Annotated in this window: 15 protein-coding genes; 8 read left to right on the top strand and 7 right to left on the bottom strand. The window is 68.9% G+C overall.

The window, feature by feature from the left end; genetic code table 11:
• Nucleotides 1-159: 159 nt before the first annotated feature.
• Both ACFU5M_RS26070 and ACFU5M_RS26075 read right to left on the bottom strand, forming a co-directional pair.
• Entirely contained in the window at nt 160-792 is a 633-nt protein-coding gene (locus ACFU5M_RS26070; protein ID WP_379053392.1) for a DUF1003 domain-containing protein, read from the bottom strand.
• Nucleotides 793-829: 37 nt separating this feature from the next.
• The gene (locus tag ACFU5M_RS26075; protein ID WP_379053394.1) at nt 830-2,110 is read right to left on the bottom strand and encodes a magnesium transporter MgtE N-terminal domain-containing protein; all 1,281 of its coding nucleotides are present in this window, start codon (nt 2,108-2,110) and stop codon (nt 830-832) included.
• 62 nt (nt 2,111-2,172) lie between these two features.
• On the opposite strand from ACFU5M_RS26075, the gene ACFU5M_RS26080 reads away from it, so the two are divergent.
• The 3 genes from ACFU5M_RS26080 to ACFU5M_RS26090 are packed head-to-tail and all read left to right on the top strand — an operon-like array spanning nt 2,173 to nt 4,218.
• Nucleotides 2,173-3,129, top strand: a complete 957-nt coding sequence (locus ACFU5M_RS26080; RefSeq protein WP_379053396.1) for an HpcH/HpaI aldolase/citrate lyase family protein — start codon at nt 2,173-2,175, stop codon at nt 3,127-3,129.
• A gap of 12 nt (nt 3,130-3,141) precedes the next feature.
• Nucleotides 3,142-3,633: a general stress protein gene (locus ACFU5M_RS26085; protein WP_063022006.1), complete on the top strand. Its 492-nt coding sequence runs from the start codon at nt 3,142-3,144 to the stop codon at nt 3,631-3,633.
• A gap of 3 nt (nt 3,634-3,636) precedes the next feature.
• Entirely contained in the window at nt 3,637-4,218 is a 582-nt protein-coding gene (locus ACFU5M_RS26090) for a suppressor of fused domain protein (protein ID WP_379053398.1), read from the top strand.
• A 12-nt stretch (nt 4,219-4,230) separates the two neighbouring features.
• Here ACFU5M_RS26090 and ACFU5M_RS26095 read toward each other — a convergent pair whose 3' ends face one another.
• On the bottom strand, nt 4,231-5,301 hold the full coding sequence (locus ACFU5M_RS26095; protein ID WP_379053400.1) for a magnesium and cobalt transport protein CorA: 1,071 nt from the start codon (nt 5,299-5,301) through the stop codon (nt 4,231-4,233).
• A gap of 84 nt (nt 5,302-5,385) precedes the next feature.
• Here ACFU5M_RS26095 and ACFU5M_RS26100 point away from each other — a divergent pair, with 84 nt between their 5' ends.
• The 4 genes from ACFU5M_RS26100 to ACFU5M_RS26115 all read left to right on the top strand — a co-directional run bounded on the left by ACFU5M_RS26100 (nt 5,386) and on the right by ACFU5M_RS26115 (nt 9,805).
• The gene (locus ACFU5M_RS26100) at nt 5,386-6,240 is read left to right on the top strand and encodes a PHP domain-containing protein (protein WP_379053401.1); all 855 of its coding nucleotides are present in this window, start codon (nt 5,386-5,388) and stop codon (nt 6,238-6,240) included.
• On the top strand, nt 6,237-6,503 hold the full coding sequence (locus ACFU5M_RS26105; protein WP_379053403.1) for a hypothetical protein: 267 nt from the start codon (nt 6,237-6,239) through the stop codon (nt 6,501-6,503). The genes ACFU5M_RS26100 and ACFU5M_RS26105 overlap by 4 nt, the downstream gene beginning before the upstream one ends.
• A 24-nt stretch (nt 6,504-6,527) precedes the next feature.
• Nucleotides 6,528-8,087 (top strand): FAD-binding protein, encoded by a 1,560-nt coding sequence (locus ACFU5M_RS26110; protein ID WP_379053405.1) that lies wholly within the window; start codon nt 6,528-6,530, stop codon nt 8,085-8,087.
• 521 nt (nt 8,088-8,608) lie between these two features.
• On the top strand, nt 8,609-9,805 hold the full coding sequence (locus ACFU5M_RS26115) for an NADP-dependent malic enzyme (protein ID WP_040869456.1): 1,197 nt from the start codon (nt 8,609-8,611) through the stop codon (nt 9,803-9,805).
• Between the two features lie 79 nt (nt 9,806-9,884).
• Here ACFU5M_RS26115 and ACFU5M_RS26120 read toward each other — a convergent pair whose 3' ends face one another.
• Genes ACFU5M_RS26120 through ACFU5M_RS26135 form a run of 4 tightly spaced genes read right to left on the bottom strand, consistent with a single transcriptional unit; the run spans nt 9,885 to nt 13,428 of the window.
• Nucleotides 9,885-10,601 (bottom strand): ABC transporter permease, encoded by a 717-nt coding sequence (locus ACFU5M_RS26120; protein ID WP_379053407.1) that lies wholly within the window; start codon nt 10,599-10,601, stop codon nt 9,885-9,887.
• The gene (locus tag ACFU5M_RS26125) at nt 10,598-11,266 is read right to left on the bottom strand and encodes an ABC transporter permease (RefSeq protein WP_379053409.1); all 669 of its coding nucleotides are present in this window, start codon (nt 11,264-11,266) and stop codon (nt 10,598-10,600) included. The genes ACFU5M_RS26120 and ACFU5M_RS26125 overlap by 4 nt, the downstream gene beginning before the upstream one ends.
• A 6-nt stretch (nt 11,267-11,272) precedes the next feature.
• The gene (locus tag ACFU5M_RS26130) at nt 11,273-12,421 is read right to left on the bottom strand and encodes an ABC transporter ATP-binding protein (protein ID WP_379053411.1); all 1,149 of its coding nucleotides are present in this window, start codon (nt 12,419-12,421) and stop codon (nt 11,273-11,275) included.
• A 14-nt stretch (nt 12,422-12,435) separates the two neighbouring features.
• The gene (locus ACFU5M_RS26135) at nt 12,436-13,428 is read right to left on the bottom strand and encodes an ABC transporter substrate-binding protein (protein WP_379053413.1); all 993 of its coding nucleotides are present in this window, start codon (nt 13,426-13,428) and stop codon (nt 12,436-12,438) included.
• A gap of 134 nt (nt 13,429-13,562) precedes the next feature.
• Between ACFU5M_RS26135 and ACFU5M_RS26140 the strand changes: the two genes are divergently transcribed.
• Nucleotides 13,563-14,453 carry a glycine betaine ABC transporter substrate-binding protein gene (locus ACFU5M_RS26140; protein ID WP_379053415.1) on the top strand — a complete coding sequence of 297 codons (891 nt, stop codon included), beginning with the start codon at nt 13,563-13,565 and terminating at the stop codon, nt 14,451-14,453.
• The last annotated feature ends 198 nt before the right edge of the window (nt 14,454-14,651 follow it).

The raw sequence follows: 14,651 nt of genomic DNA on the forward strand, positions 1-14,651 counted from the left end.
CACCACCACACCAGCAACAACCAAAGCCGAGACCGTTATCGGAGCAGATACACGCATTCGGCCACACCCAATCCTCGACGTCGTGGGAGCAGCCGTCGCGACATCCCCTGCGCCGGCCACTCTGGACAACGTTGTCCAGGTTACCCACCGGTCAGGTCCTTATTCGGTATTTTCCGGTCGATCACTGGTTACCGACTGTGAAACCGCTGCTGGAGTGGGTTTTCGGCCGGAGCTTTTCTTGCGGGCGGTCTTTCCGCCGCTGTCCGCGCGGCTCTCGTGATCAGGGGATTCCGCGGATTCCATTCGGTCCAGAATCTCTTTCAGGTCTTCCAATTCCCGGCGCAGGTAATCGCGGGTGGCCACTTCGCCGACCGCGAGGCGCAGCGCCGCGAGTTCCCGGGCCAGGAACTCGGTGTCCGCCTTGGTCTGCGCGGCCCGCACCCGGTCCTCCTCCAGCGCGACCCGGTCCCGGTTGTCCTGCCGGTTCTGCGCCAGCAGGATCAGCGGCGCCGCGTAGGCGGCTTGGGTGGAGAACGCCAGATTGAGCAGGATGAACGGGTACGGGTCCCAGCGCAGCGCGACCACGAAGACGTTCAACACGATCCAAACCAGCACCAGGATCGTCTGGACCGCCAGATACCGTCCGGTCCCCAGGAATCGCGCCACCCGTTCGCTGCTGCGGGCCAAAGCCTCGGCGTCCCACTCGAACCGGAACCGGCTTTCCACCGGCGTCTCCAAGCGCTGGCGTGCCCGGCTTGGGCCGAGCCGCACACCAGGGTCGTTCTCACTCACGGTGTGTCCTTTCCGGCGTGAGCGGGACCCAGCGCGGTCATGCTCCGCCCCACTCGTCGGTCTCTTCCTGGTCACGCCAGTCCTCGGGCAGCAGATGGTCGAGGACGTCGTCGACGCTGACCGCGCCGAGCAGGTGGTTCTCCGCGTCCACCACCGGTCCGCAAACCAGGTTGTAGGTCGCGAAATACCGGGTCACCGCCGCCAAGGGAAGTTCGGGGCGCAACGGCGCCAGATCGGTGTCGAGAAGGCCGCCCACCAGGTGGGCGGGTGGTTCGCGCAGCAATTGCTGGATATGCACCGAACCCAGGTAGCGGCCGGTCGGCGTCGCCGTGGGCGGTCGGACGACGAACACTATGGAGGCCAGCGCGGGGGTCAGGTCCGGGTTGCGTACCCGCGCCAGCGCTTCGGCCACTGTCGTCGACGGCGTCAGGATGATCGGTTTCGGCGTCATCAGACCGCCCGCGCTGTAGGGGGAGTGCTCGAGCAACCTGCGCACCGGCTCGGACTCCTGCGGGTCCATCAGGGCGAGCAGCGATTCGGCCTCGCCCTCGGGCAACTCGCCCAGCAGGTCGGCGGCGTCGTCGGGGTCCATCGCCTCCAGTACGTCGGCGGCCCTGCGCACCTCCAGGTGGCCGAGCAGCTCGACCTGCTCGTCGTCGGGGAGTTCCTGCACCACGTCGGCAAGCCGTTCGTCGTCCAGCGCGACGGCCACCTCGATCCGACGTTTCTCCGGCAGCTCGCGCAACTGCTGCGCCACATCGGCCGCGCGCATGCCCTCGAACTGTTCGAGCAGTTGCGTGACGTCCTGTCCCGGCCTGCCGATCTCGTAGGGCGTCAGGCCGGACACCATGGTCCAGTCCACCACGTGCACCGTGCGCCTGCGGCCCAGCCTGCGGTGCCCGCGCACCGCGACCCTGCTGACCAGCCAGTCCCTGGAACGGGTCTGCTCGATGCCGAGATCGACCACGTGGACGTCCACGCCGGTCAGATCCGGCAGGTCCGGATCCTCGACCCGCACCACCGAGTCGACGATCTGCGCCAAGGCGAGCATCTCGCCAGGTCGCTGAGTGAAACGGCGCAGGCTGACCGTTCCGGTGTTCAGCGTGACCACGCCGGGTTCGATCGCGGTGATCCGCAGAATCGGCACGAAAATACGCCGCCGGGTGGGCAGTTCGACGACCAAGCCGTGCACGCGCGGTTGCTGGCGGTCGGAGCGGACGGCCACGACGACGTCACGAATCCGGCCGATAGACTCGCCGTCCGGTCCCAGCACCGCCAAACCGGCCAGCCTGGCGACGTACACCCTGGTAGCTGCCATGCTGTCAGGCTAGATGTTCGCGGGCGGGTGTTCGCACCCCGCCACGATCAACGGGAGTGATCATGAAGCCGCGCCGTTCGGTGCTCGCCTGCCCGGGCAGCAACACGAAGATGATCGAGAAGGCCAAGACCTTGCCCGTCGACGAGGTGTTTCTCGATCTGGAGGACGCTGTCGCCCCGGTCGCGAAGGCCGAGGCGCGGGCGAACATCGTCGCGGCGCTGAACGACTCCGGGTGGGGAACGCAACTGCGTGTGGTGCGGGTCAACGACTGGACCACCGAATGGACCTACGCCGACGTCATTTCGGTGGTCGAGGGCGCGGGCGCGGCGCTGGACGCGATCCTGCTGCCCAAGGTCGCCGACGCGGGCCAGGTGCGCGCACTGGATCTGCTGCTGACCCAGCTGGAGAAGGCCTGCGGCCTCGACGTCGGCCGGATCGGTATCGAGCCGCAGATCGAGAACGCGGCGGGACTGCGCGACATCGACGCGATCGCCACCGCGAGTCCCCGGGTGCAGACGCTGGTGTTCGGACCGGCGGACTTCATGGCCAGCATCAACATGCGCACCCTGGTGGTCGGCGAACAGCCGGAGGGCTACGACACCGGCGACGCCTACCACCACATCCTGATGACCATCCTGCTCGCGGCCCGTGCGCACGGTTTGCAGGCGATCGACGGCCCGTACCTGCAGATCCGGGATGTGGAAGGTTTCCGGCGGGCCGCCGCGCGCACGGCCGCGCTCGGCTTCGACGGCAAATGGGTACTGCACCCAGGCCAGATCGAGGCGGCGAACGAGATCTTCAGCCCGCGCCAATCGGACTACGACCGGGCCGAGGAGATCCTGGACGCCTATGCCTTCCACACCTCGGCCGCGGGCGGCGCGCGCGGCGCGGTGATGCTCGGCGACGAGATGATCGACGAGGCCAGCGCCAAGATGGCGCACGTGATCGCGGAGAAGGGCCGCGCCGCCGGAATGACGCGCACCACGCGTTTCACACCACCGCAGGCTGCGTCGGAATAGCAGAATGGAACCATGACGAATCCCTTGGGGAACTCGAGCCGTGCGCGGCAGGGCCTCCCGACACCCCCGTCGGGGTGGCCGGTCGGCTCGTATCCGACCTATGTCGAGGCGCAGAAGGCGGTCGACTACCTGGCCGACAACCAGTTCCCGGTGCAGGACGTGACCATCGTGGGCGTCGATTTGATGCAGGTCGAACGGGTCCTCTATCGATTGACGTGGGGCAAGGTGATCGGCGGCGGCGTGGTGTCGGGCGCCTGGCTCGGCCTGTTCCTCGGTCTGTTGCTGAGCCTGTTCACCACCAGCGGCGCGCTGGGCCCGCTACTCGTCGGATTGGTCGGCGGCGTCATCTTCGGTGTCATCTCGACCTCGATCCCGTACGCGGCGACCAGGGGGCAACGCGATTTCGCCTCCACCATGCAATTGGTGGCAGGCCGCTACGACGTGCTGTGCGATCCGAAGTCGGCCGAACAGGCGCGGGACATGCTCGCGCGGCTGGCGATCTGAGGCATGGAAGCACTGGAGACGGTCCGCACCGAGGTGCTGGGCCATTTCGGCGTGGACGCCGCGAGCGTCGACGCCGCGTCGGTCACCTTCCTGGGCTTGGAGCCGATCGAGATCCTGCGCATCGTCGAGGGCGATCTGGTGCATTACGTGACGCTGGGGGCCAGCAGGCATCCGATGGGCGACCCCGCCGCGGTGCACGCCGACCCGGTGCGGGGGCCGCGCGCGGAGCTGGTGCTGACGCTGCGATCCGGGGTCGGCGCCAGCGCGGGCCTGGCCAAATCGCTCGGCGTGCTCGCCGCGGCCCCGGTCGTGGAAGGCGTTGTGCTGCAAGCGGACGCGCTGCTGGATCTGGGTGAGCCGATGTGGCGCGACGCTCCGTTCACCGCGGTTCTGCTCGGCGACAGCGATATCCCGGCCGTGCCGCTGCCCGACCCGGCCGAGCCGGTGCGGTACTTCGCGGTGACACCGGTGACCGCGACGGAGGCGGCTTGGGTACGCGTTCGCGGTGCGCAGGCGTTGCGGGAGGCGTGGCAGGAGGCGGGAATCGACGTGCGCGACCCCGGGCGCGGAGCCGCCGGCCTGTGATCCGTCGCCCGGCTACAGCCACTTGTTGCGGCGGAAGGTGAAGAACAAGCCCGTGCAGATGGCGAGGATGAGCACCCACACCATCGGATAGCCCCAGACCTGGTGCAGTTCGGGCATGTGGTCGAAATTCATCCCGTAGATGCCCGCGATCATCGTCGGCACCGCCGCGATCGCGACCCAGGCCGAGATCTTGCGCATGTCGGTGTTCTGCTGCACACCGATCCGGGCCAGCGCGGCGCTGATCAGCGCGCTGAGCGCCTCGTCGAAGTCGTTGATCCGTTCCGCGACGGCGGCGTGCTGTTCCGCGACGTCGCGCAGATAGCGCCGAACCTCCTTGGGCACCGGCAGATCCGGTTTGTGACTCAGCTGGTCGAGCGGCGCGGCCAGCGGATTCACCGCGCGCCGCAACTCGACCACTTCGCGCTTGAGCTGGTAGATGGATTCCACGGTGACCCTGCTGCGCGGAGTGAAGATCTCCTCTTCCATCTCGTCGATGTCGTCCTCGACCGACTGGGCCACCTCGATGTAGGAGTCCACCACCCGGTCGGCGATCGCGTGCAGCACCGCGCCGGGGCCGAGCGCCAGTTGCGCGGGGTCCTCCTCCAACGCCTTGCGCACCTCGGCCAGCCCGGAATGCTCACCGTGCCGGACGGCGACCACGAAGTCGGGGCCGGTGAACACGATGATCTCGCCGGTCTCCACGATCTCGCTGACGCTGTTCAACTCGTGCTCGACGTAGCTGACCGTGCGCAGCAACAGCAGCAGCGAGTCGTCGTAACGTTCCAGCTTCGGCCGCTGGTGCTTCTCCAACGCGTACTCCACGGCCAGCGGATGCAGCCCGAAGGTCTCGGCGATGTCGGCCATCTGCGTGCGGTCCGGATCGTGCAGCCCGACCCAGACGAACCCGTGCTCCTCGCGGGCTCGCACGCGGGCCGCTTCGTGCGTGAATCGCCCGGACAGGCGCTTGCCGTCCACGTACACCGCGCAGTCGACGATCGCCTGCGCGGTCGGAACCGGGATGAAACGGTGCGCGGGCGTTCGGCCGGATCCACGAAGTGACGAGAGCGGGGAAAAGGACGACACGCTGACGATGCTACGTCGCCACGGGCTGCCGGAAGGTCGCCTGCCCGTGCGGGAGGACGCCGCGGCACTGTAAGACTTGAAGGCGTGCGCATCGACCTGCATACCCATTCGACCGCGTCCGACGGCACCGACACTCCCGCCGAACTCGTGCGGAACGCGGCCGCCGCGGGCCTGGACGTCGTCGCGATCACCGATCACGACACCACGGCAGGCTGGGCGGAAGCGGTCGACGCGCTACCGCAGGGCATCACCCTGGTCCGCGGCATGGAGATGTCGTGTGTGGGCCTCGGCGAGGACGGCTGGCCGGTGCCCGTGCATTTGCTGGCCTATCTGTTCGATCCGACCCATCGCGGCTTCGCCGAGGAACGCGAGCGGCTGCGCGCCGAACGGGTGGAGCGGCTGCGCGCCATGGCCGAGCGGATGGCGGCCGACGGACTGCCGGTCGATCCCGATGCCGTGCTGGCCTCGGCCGGCCCGTCGGCGGGGCGCCCGCACCTGGCCCGTGCGCTGGTCGCCGCCGGTGTGGTGCCGAGCGTGGACGCGGCGTTCGACGAATTGCTCGCCCCGCACGGCCGCTACTACGCCGAGAAGGCCGACACCCCGCTGCGCCGGGCGGTGCAGATGATCGCGAGCGCGGGCGGAGTCAGCGTCCTGGCGCACACCAGGGCGCGCAAGCGGGGCAGGCTGCTCGCGATCGACGACATCCGCGAGCTGGCCGCGCTCGGGCTCGGCGGCCTGGAGATCGCACACCCCGACCACTCCGCGGCCGACCGCGCGCTGCTCACCGATCTCGCCGCCGAACTCGGCCTGCTCACCACCGGTTCGTCGGACTACCACGGCACGAACAAGACCATCCGGCTCGGCGAATTCACCACCGATCCCGCGCAGTTCGAGAAGCTGGTCGGCAAGGCCTCCGGCGTGCCGGTGGTCTCCTCGTGAGACTCCTGCGCGGACTCAGCGGCCTCGTCGCCGGGGGAACCGTGGTGGGCATGCTGATCGTGGTCGGCACCGCCGTGATCGCGGATCGGCGCGGATTTCCCGGTCCGGGCGGCGAATCGGTCGCCTGGCATGTCGCGGCCGCGGTGGCCGCCCTCGCGGCGCAGATATATTCGGACCGGCACCGTGGTTTGGCCGCCTGTGCCGGATCCGCGACGGTTTTCCTGGCTGCTGGACTATTGCTGTGGACACAATGGTGGAGCTGATATCCCGGCTTTGGTTGCGGGCGGATGAATTGTGCCGGAACATTTTCCTTTGTGACTGAAATCGAGACGGACGTACTGGTAATCGGCGGTGGTCCTGCCGGTGCCTGGGCGGCCGTCTCGGCCGCGGCGGCGGGCGCCACTGTCGTGCTCGTCGACAAGGCGCACTGCGGGTCGAGCGGGCCGACCGCGCACGGCGCGATCGCGCTGTGGCACATCCCGCCCGGTCCGGCGCGGGATGAGGCGGTGCGGCGCGCGCACGCGCACGGCGGCGGGCTGGGAGATCCGGACCTGATGCACCGCGTGCTCGAGGAGGCTCGTCAGCGGGTCGAGCACTCGGCCCGTTGGGGTGGTCGTATCGCCGGCGACCCGGCGGGCCCGGCACGGCGGCGGATGCATCTCGACGGCGCCCGCTATCTGCGGCGGATGCGCCGGGTGTTGCGAGAAGCCGGGGTGCGCGTACTCGACCATCATCCGGCATTGCAATTGCTGGTCGATCGTGACGGGGTGGTGGCAGGCGCAGGCGGACTGCGTGGGGACGACGGGTTCCGTCGCTGGACCGTGCGTGCTGGCGCGGTCGTGGTGGCCACAGGAGGCTGCGCCTTCCTGTCCGGTGCCGCGGGCACCGATGTGGACACCGGCGACGGTCTGTTGTTCGCCGTGGAAGCGGGCGCCGAGCTGTCCGGGATGGAATTCTCCTGCGCCTACAGCCTGCTCCCGCCGGGTAAGGCCGAACCGGCCGCACTCCGCGATTCCGTTTTGCGGTTCGCTCCCCTCTACGACGAATCCGGCGCCGAGTTGCCCGGCCACCGCTCGGCGGCGCTCGCGGCCATCGCCGATGGTCAGCGGGTGTTCGCTGCTCTGGACGACGTGCCGGTCGCCTTCCGGCCGCCGCGTCGGGGCCCCGGCCGCGCCGAGCGCGTGCCGTTGCGGGCCGTGCTGGAGGGCACCGTGCGCGGCACCGGAGGACTGCGCGTCACCGGCCCGGATTGCGCGACGACCGTCGCGGGCCTGTTCGCCGCGGGCGATGTAGTCAGTCGCGAGGCGATCACCGGGGCGGTCAGCGGATCCGGCGGTCTGAGCGGGGCATGGGCGATCGCGTCGGGCGCGTGGGCGGGCACTGCCGCGGCGAAGTTCGCGCGGACATCGGATCGCCGCGCCCCGGCGCGCGAAGTGCCGGGAGCCGGGCTGAACGCTGTGGCGCGGATCGACCCGCGAGCGGTGGTAGGCCTCGTCCAGGAGCACACCTTGCCGTTACGGCGCAGCTACTGGCGCAGCGCGGGCAGTCTGCGCGACAGCATCGGCGAACTCGACGGGATGTGGCCCGGCGCGGAATTCGACCTCGGCGGCAGCGGTGTGGACCTGCTGCGCGCGCGACAGGCCGCCGCGCTGCTCGCGGTGGCGCGCTGGACGAAATACAGCGCGCTGCTGCGCACGGAGAGCCGTGGCATGCACCGGCGGACCGATCATCCCGGCGCCTCCGACACCTGGCGGATGCGGCTGATGTCGGGTGGCGTGCGCAGCGTGTGGGTGCGCCCGGACGCGCCGCCGAGCATGCCGGAGCAGCCCCGCGATATCGTCGCATGAGCTTCGCCCGCGGCGCGGTGACCGCGCACGCCTGCCGGCCGCGCGGGACTCACACCGGCGGTGCAGCGAGCAGTGCGATCGCTCACCACGCCGGGCTCGGAAACGGGGAGTTTCCGCTTACCTGAGGGTAATTCCCGCCTCATACCGTTGGGTGATGGAGCGCGACACGGCCCAGGGGGTAACCGGTTTGGCAACTTGCCCACCGGGCTGGCAGAATGTGTCGGATTCCTTGCCTCCGCCACCGCCGGGTGAGGGAATCACGGAGGTCTCCGCCTCGCCGACGTACCGTCGCGACCCGCGAGATCACACCGCATGTTCTGTCCGGGCGCACCCGTCCGGTTTCTGTTTCGCGGATCAGTGCCGCGCCCGCCATCGAGATACCGGCAAGTCGTGTTCGCTCGCTCGCATCCGTCTCGAAACATACCGGTCAGCGCACTCGATGAGCGTAGTGAAACGACTTATACCCATTACCCGGTGGTAACCGTCCCCCGGTTTAGCCCGACCTGAGCAGGAGTGAAATCGTGTCACCTGTGACTGATGCACCGAATTCCACCGCAAGCCTGTCCGAAATCACAAACGACGAAATCTTCGCGGGACATCTCGGCGGCAAGCTCTCGGTCGAACTCAGTGCGCCGCTGGAGACCCAGCGTGATCTGTCGATCGCCTACACCCCGGGCGTCGCCCAGGTCAGCCGCGCGATCGCGGAGGACGAAGCGCTGGCCAAGCGCTACACCTGGACCGATCGGCTCGTGGTCGTGGTCAGCGACGGCACCGCGGTGCTCGGCCTCGGCGACATCGGCCCGCGCGCCTCGCTGCCGGTGATGGAGGGCAAGGCGGCGCTGTTCAAGAAGTTCGCCGGCCTGGATTCGATCCCGATCGTGTTGGACACCAAGGACGTCGACGCGATCGTCGAGACGCTGATCCTGCTGCGCCCGAGCTTCGGTGCGGTGAACCTGGAGGACATCTCCGCGCCGCGCTGCTTCGAGATCGAGAAGCGCGTCATCGAGGCGCTCGACTGCCCGGTGATGCACGACGACCAGCACGGCACCGCCATCGTGGTGCTCGCGGCGCTCAACGGCGCGGCCAAGGTGCAGGGCCGCGGCATCGAGGGCCTGAAGGTCGTGGTCTCCGGCGCGGGCGCGGCCGGTGTCGCGTGCACCAACATCCTGCTCGCCGCCGGTGTCCGCGATGTCACCGTGCTCGATTCGAAGGGCATCGTCAACCGGGAGCGCGGCGACCTCAACGAGGTGAAGGCCGAGCTGGCCACCCGCACCAACCCGCGCGGCCTCACCGGCGGCGCGGCCGAGGCGCTCGCGGGCGCCGACGTGTTCCTCGGCCTGTCCGCCGGTCTGATCGCCGAGGAGCTGATCGCGTCGATGGCGCCGGAGTCGATCGTGTTCGCGATGTCGAACCCGGACCCGGAGATCCACCCCGAGGTGGCGCGCAAGTACGCCGCGATCGTGGCCACCGGCCGCAGCGATTTCCCGAACCAGATCAACAACGTGCTGGCGTTCCCCGGCGTCTTCAAGGGCGCACTGGACGCGGGCGCCCGGCGGATCACCGAGGGCATGAAGATCGCCGCCGCCGACGCCATTCTCAGCGTCGTCGCCGACGAACTGGGCCCGGACAAGATCGTGCCCAGCCCGCTGGACCCGCGGGTCGCCCCGGCCGTCGCCGAAGCGGTCGCCGCGGCTGCCCGCGCCGAGGGCGTCGCGTAACGCGGAATTTCCCCGCACCGACAAGGACGCCCCGTTCACACGAACGGGGCGTCTTCGTCATGGGAACCGTTCTCAGAGCTCAGCCGGTGGTCGGCAACTCGGCAGCGGGTGCGCCCATGGTGCGTGGCGCGCGGCGCAGTCGGTCCACACCCGGCGCGCTCGCCCACACCGCGAACGCGAGCAGGCCGTCGAGCACCATCGCCAGCAGCGCCACCAGCAGCGCACCCACCAGAACCCGGTCGTACCGGTAGAGACTGATGCCGTCGAAGATGTACCGGCCCAGTCCGCCGAGGTTGACGTAGGCGGCGATCGTCGCGGTGGCCACCACCTGGAGTGTCGCACCGCGCAACCCGGTGAGCAGGATGGGCAGCGCGTTGGGCACCTCCACCCGGAACAGGATCTGCCGCTCGGTCATGCCCATGGCGCGTGAGGCGTCCACGACGTCGGGGGGAACATTCGCGATTCCGGCGTACGCGCCCGCGAGCAGCGGCGGAATGCCGACCGTCACCAAGGCGAGCAGCGGCGGGATCAAGCCGAGGCCGAGCAGCAGCACCAGGAACGTCAGCAAGCCGAGGGTCGGCAGCGCGCGCATGGCGTTGGCGAATCCGACCAGCACCGCCGCCCCGCGCCGGGTGTGGCCGATGATCAGGCCGAGCGGTATCGCGATCATCGCCGAGACGGCGATCGTCAGCAAGCTGTACCAAAGGTGCTGCCCGATGCGGGTCCCGATGCCGGACGGTCCACTCCAGTTGGCGCCGTCCGTGATGTAGTGCCAGGCGTCCAGGAACAGATTCATGTGGCAGCGCCTTCCGCCTTCGCCGTCCTGGTATCCGCGCGCACCCACGGCGTCGCCCAGCGGCCCAGCGCGTACACCACCCGGTCGGCGACCAGCGCGAGGGCGAGCGTCACGATGATGCCCGCGATGATCTCGTCCGGGTAGTCGCGCTGGTAGCCCTGGGTGAACAGCTTGCCGAGCCCGCCCACACCGATCAGCGCGCCGACCGACACCATCGCGATATTGGTCACCAGCACCACCCGCAGGCTCGCTACGAAGACCGGGACGGCCAGCGGCATGTCCACGGTGAGTGTGCGGCGCAGCGGGCCGTAGCCGACGGCGTCGGCCGCGTCGAGCACGGTGGCGGGCACCGAATCCAGGGCGGCCGGGACCACGATCACCAGCAGCGCCGTGGAATAGATGGTGAGCGCGATCACCACGTTCAGCGGATCGATGGCCGAGATGCCCACCAGCGGAGGAATGATCACCAGCAGTGCCAGCGAGGGAACGGTGTAGGCCAGGCTCGCGGCCGTCACCGTGACCCGCCGCAGCCACGACACCTGCCGCACCAGCGCGCCGGCCGGAATCGCGATCGCCAACGCGGGCAACAGCGGCATCAGCGCGAGAAAGAGATGGGTCGCGGTGAATCCCGTGATCTCCGAGTAATTCTCGACGAGATATCTCATGGCCGCCTATCGCACCTGTTCACCGAAGAAGTGCCGGTTGCGTTCGGCGTCCTCCCGCGCACGCTGGCCGGCCAGTTGCTCGAGCACCTCGGTGGCCAGCACGCCGCCACGCACGGCGCCCGACTCGTCCACGGCGACGCCGGTTCCCGACGGCGAGGAGATCGCGGCGTCCAGCGCCTGGCGCAGGTCCCCGGACGGGGTGAACAGCGAGCCACCCGCCGACATGCAATCGGCCAGTGCGCGGCCCGCGCGGAAACCCTCGACCCCGGTGACGTCCATCCAGCCGACCGGCTTGTTCACCGCGTCCACCACCAGCACCCATTCGCCCGCGTCCAGCCGCAAGTCCTTCACCTCGTCCACCACGGCCGTGCGGATCTCGTGCAACGGAACGTCGTGCGCGGCCCGGAAGGACAACCCGCGATAGCCGCGGTCGCGGCCGACGAAATCGGCGACGAAATCGGTAGCGGGCTGAGCGAGTACGCGCTGCGGTGGGTCGTACTGCTGGAGCACTCCGCCGCGGCCGAACACCGCCACCCGATCGCCGAGCGTGATCGCCTCATCGATGTCATGCGTGACGAACACGATGGTCTTGTGTAAATCGGCCTGCAGCCGTTGCATTTCGACCTGCAATTCGGCGCGCACCACCGGGTCGACGGCGCTGAACGGCTCGTCCATCAGGAGGATCGGCGGGTCCGCGGCCAGCGCACGGGCCACGCCGACGCGTTGCTGCTGGCCACCCGACAGCTGTGCCGGATACCGCTGGGCCAGTGAGCGGTCCAGGCCGACCCGGTCGAGCACGTCGAGCGCGGCGGCGCGGGCGGCGCGCCGGGAGTCGCCGCGTAGCACCGGAACGGTCGCGACATTGTCGACCACCGTCCGGTGCGGCAGTAGGCCGCCGCTCTGGATGACGTACCCGATCCCGAGGCGGAGCCGGACCGGATCGACTGACGAAATATCTTGCCCGGCAACGGTGATCGTCCCGGAACTCGGCACGATCATACGGTTGATCATGCGCATCGAGGTCGTCTTCCCACATCCGGAAGGGCCGACGAACACGGTGAACGACCCGGATTCGATGTGCAGATCCAAGTCGGTGACGGCGTGAGTGCCGTCCGGATAGGTTTTGGTGATACCGGAGAATTCGATATCGGACAACAGATTCTCCCTGCCTAGCCCACCGGCTTGTTCAGCCCTTTGGCGGCGACCCAGGCCGCGGCGGCGGCCTTGGGCTCGGTCTTGCCCGCACCGGAGACGCTCTCGTTCAGCTTGATCAATTCGTCGGTGGTCAGTTGCGCCGACACCGCGTTCAGCACCGCGAGCACTTTGTCCGACTTCTTGCCGGCGTTGAGCAGCGGCACCACGTTCTGCGCGGGAAAATTGTGCTTCGGGTCGCGCAGCGCCACGAGATCGTTCTGCGCGATGGCCGGTGACGTGGTGAAGATATTGGCGGCGGTCACCTTGCCTTCGACCAGCGCGCGCACTGTGGCGGGACCGCCGCCGTCTGCGATCGGCACGAAATTCTGGGCCGCGATATCGAGGTCGTAATTCTTCTTCAGGCCGGGTAATCCGCCCGCTCGCTCCTGGAATTCGGCGGGCGCGCCGAATTTCACCTCGGTCGAGTGCGCGGCCAGGTCCGCGATGGTGCTCAGGTTCCAGCGCTGCGCGGTGGTACGGGTGACCACGACGGCGTCCGAATCCTCGCCCGGCGCGGGCGTGCCGATCGCGAGATCGGCACCGAGGGCCTTGCCGAGAGCGCTCTCCACGTCGGCGGCGCTGGTGGCGGTGGCCTTCTTGTCCAGGTATTGCAGAAGATTGCCGGTGTACTCCGGGATCACCGAGATGGCGCACTGCCGCAATGCCGGAATGTAGGCTTCGCGGCTGCCGATATTCAGCTTGGTCTCCACGGTGAAGCCGTTGACGCGCAACACCTCCGCGTACACGTCGGCGACGGTCTCGGACTCCGGGAAATTCGCCGAACCGACGATCAATCCGTCGCCCGAACAGCTACCGCCAGTGGCGAGTGGATCGGAATTGCCACAAGCCGACAAGATCAGCGCGGCGGCTGGAACGGCTGCGGCGGCGAGGGCGCGGGCGGCACGGAGCGTGCCGCGCACGGCGGGCCGCCGACGCACGGCGGCGTCGGGGGTGCGGGTGGATTTCACGAGAGTCCTTCCGACAGGACGGCGGGCGCGGTCTCGGCACCGAACGGCCGCCGGTACATTCTGGGTGTCCATACTGCCCGCCTCCGGGTTTTCCCGTTGGCTGTGTCGATTCGTCGGAGGGTTGGTGTCGCCGCATGGTGTTGGCCGCGTCACAGCGGGTGCTGGCTCGATTGCTGGTCGTCGCTTCGGTCGCCTTGGCCGTATCCTGCGGGAACGACGAGCCTGCGCCGTCGATCACCGTCGCCGCGGGGGATTCGATCGAGTCCTCGGTGCTCGCCGAGATCTACGCGGGCGCACTGGCGCGGACCGGCGCGCGCACCGCGGTCGCCCCGGGGCTGGGCAACCGCGCGGACTACCTCGCGGCGCTCGACGCCGACCGGGTTCAAGTGGTCGGCGAGCACACCGGGGCATTGCTGGCCCACTTCGATGAACACGCGGCGGTTCGGTTGCCGAAAGAGGTGGCGAAGGCGGTGAGCGCCGCGCTGCCCGAAGGGCTGGTGGTCTCCGACCTCGCGGAGGGGACCGATCTGCGGCCGCGAGTGCTGCTCACCGCGCAGGCGGCTGCCCAGGACAAGGTGCGCACGGTGAGCGATCTCGCGCCGCGCTGCGGCGAGCTGACCGTCGGCGTGGCGACCACGCCCGGCCTGCTGTCCTCGGCCCGGCGCGATCGCGTCGACGGATGCGACTTCGCGGCCACCGTGGCTTTCCCGGATCCGGGTGCGTTGCGAAAAGCATTGCTGGACGGCAAGGTACAAGTCGGTTTGCTCGGTGGCCCCCCTGAGCTGGCGCCAGGCGCGACCGACGGATTGACCGTGCTGTCCGACGACGACTACGCCGTGCGAGCCGAGAACGTGCTGCCACTGTTCCGCAAAGGCCTGCTCGATCAGCGGCAGATCAAGAAGCTGAACTACGTCGCGGGCGAGCTGACGACCGACGAGTTGGCGGACATGATCCGGACCGTCCGGGACGACGGCGCCGCACCGGGTGATGTCGCGCGTGCTTGGTTGGACGAGCACTCCTTGTAGTCGCGGGTGTTCCGGCCCGAGAGGCCATCGAGAACCTCGCGTCTCGATGGCCTCTCGTCGTGTATCCGCGAGGTGATCGGGAACGCGATACGTGAGGCCGGGGATTGTGTGGCTCATCACGGGTGTATCCGTCTTGTCCGCGGACTGCTCCGGGCCGTATATTCCGCATGGAATATTTAGCGTGGAGCATGTCACCTC

It is taken from the genome of Nocardia sp. NPDC057455 (assembly GCF_042802775.1).
Taxonomy (GTDB): Bacteria; Actinomycetota; Actinomycetes; order Mycobacteriales; family Mycobacteriaceae; genus Nocardia.

Bases quoted from the DNA above. Each gene is read 5' to 3' on its own strand.
- ACFU5M_RS26075 (WP_379053394.1), bottom strand. From the start codon at position 2,110: ATGGCAGCTACCAGGGTGTACGTCGCCAGGCTGGCCGGTTTGGCGGTG.
- ACFU5M_RS26080 (WP_379053396.1), top strand. From the start codon at position 2,173: ATGAAGCCGCGCCGTTCGGTGCTCGCCTGCCCGGGCAGCAACACGAAG.
- ACFU5M_RS26085 (WP_063022006.1), top strand. From the start codon at position 3,142: ATGACGAATCCCTTGGGGAACTCGAGCCGTGCGCGGCAGGGCCTCCCG.
- ACFU5M_RS26090 (WP_379053398.1), top strand. From the start codon at position 3,637: ATGGAAGCACTGGAGACGGTCCGCACCGAGGTGCTGGGCCATTTCGGC.
- ACFU5M_RS26110 (WP_379053405.1), top strand. From the start codon at position 6,528: ATGAATTGTGCCGGAACATTTTCCTTTGTGACTGAAATCGAGACGGAC.
- ACFU5M_RS26120 (WP_379053407.1), bottom strand. From the start codon at position 10,601: ATGAATCTGTTCCTGGACGCCTGGCACTACATCACGGACGGCGCCAAC.
- ACFU5M_RS26125 (WP_379053409.1), bottom strand. From the start codon at position 11,266: ATGAGATATCTCGTCGAGAATTACTCGGAGATCACGGGATTCACCGCG.
- ACFU5M_RS26140 (WP_379053415.1), top strand. From the start codon at position 13,563: ATGGTGTTGGCCGCGTCACAGCGGGTGCTGGCTCGATTGCTGGTCGTC.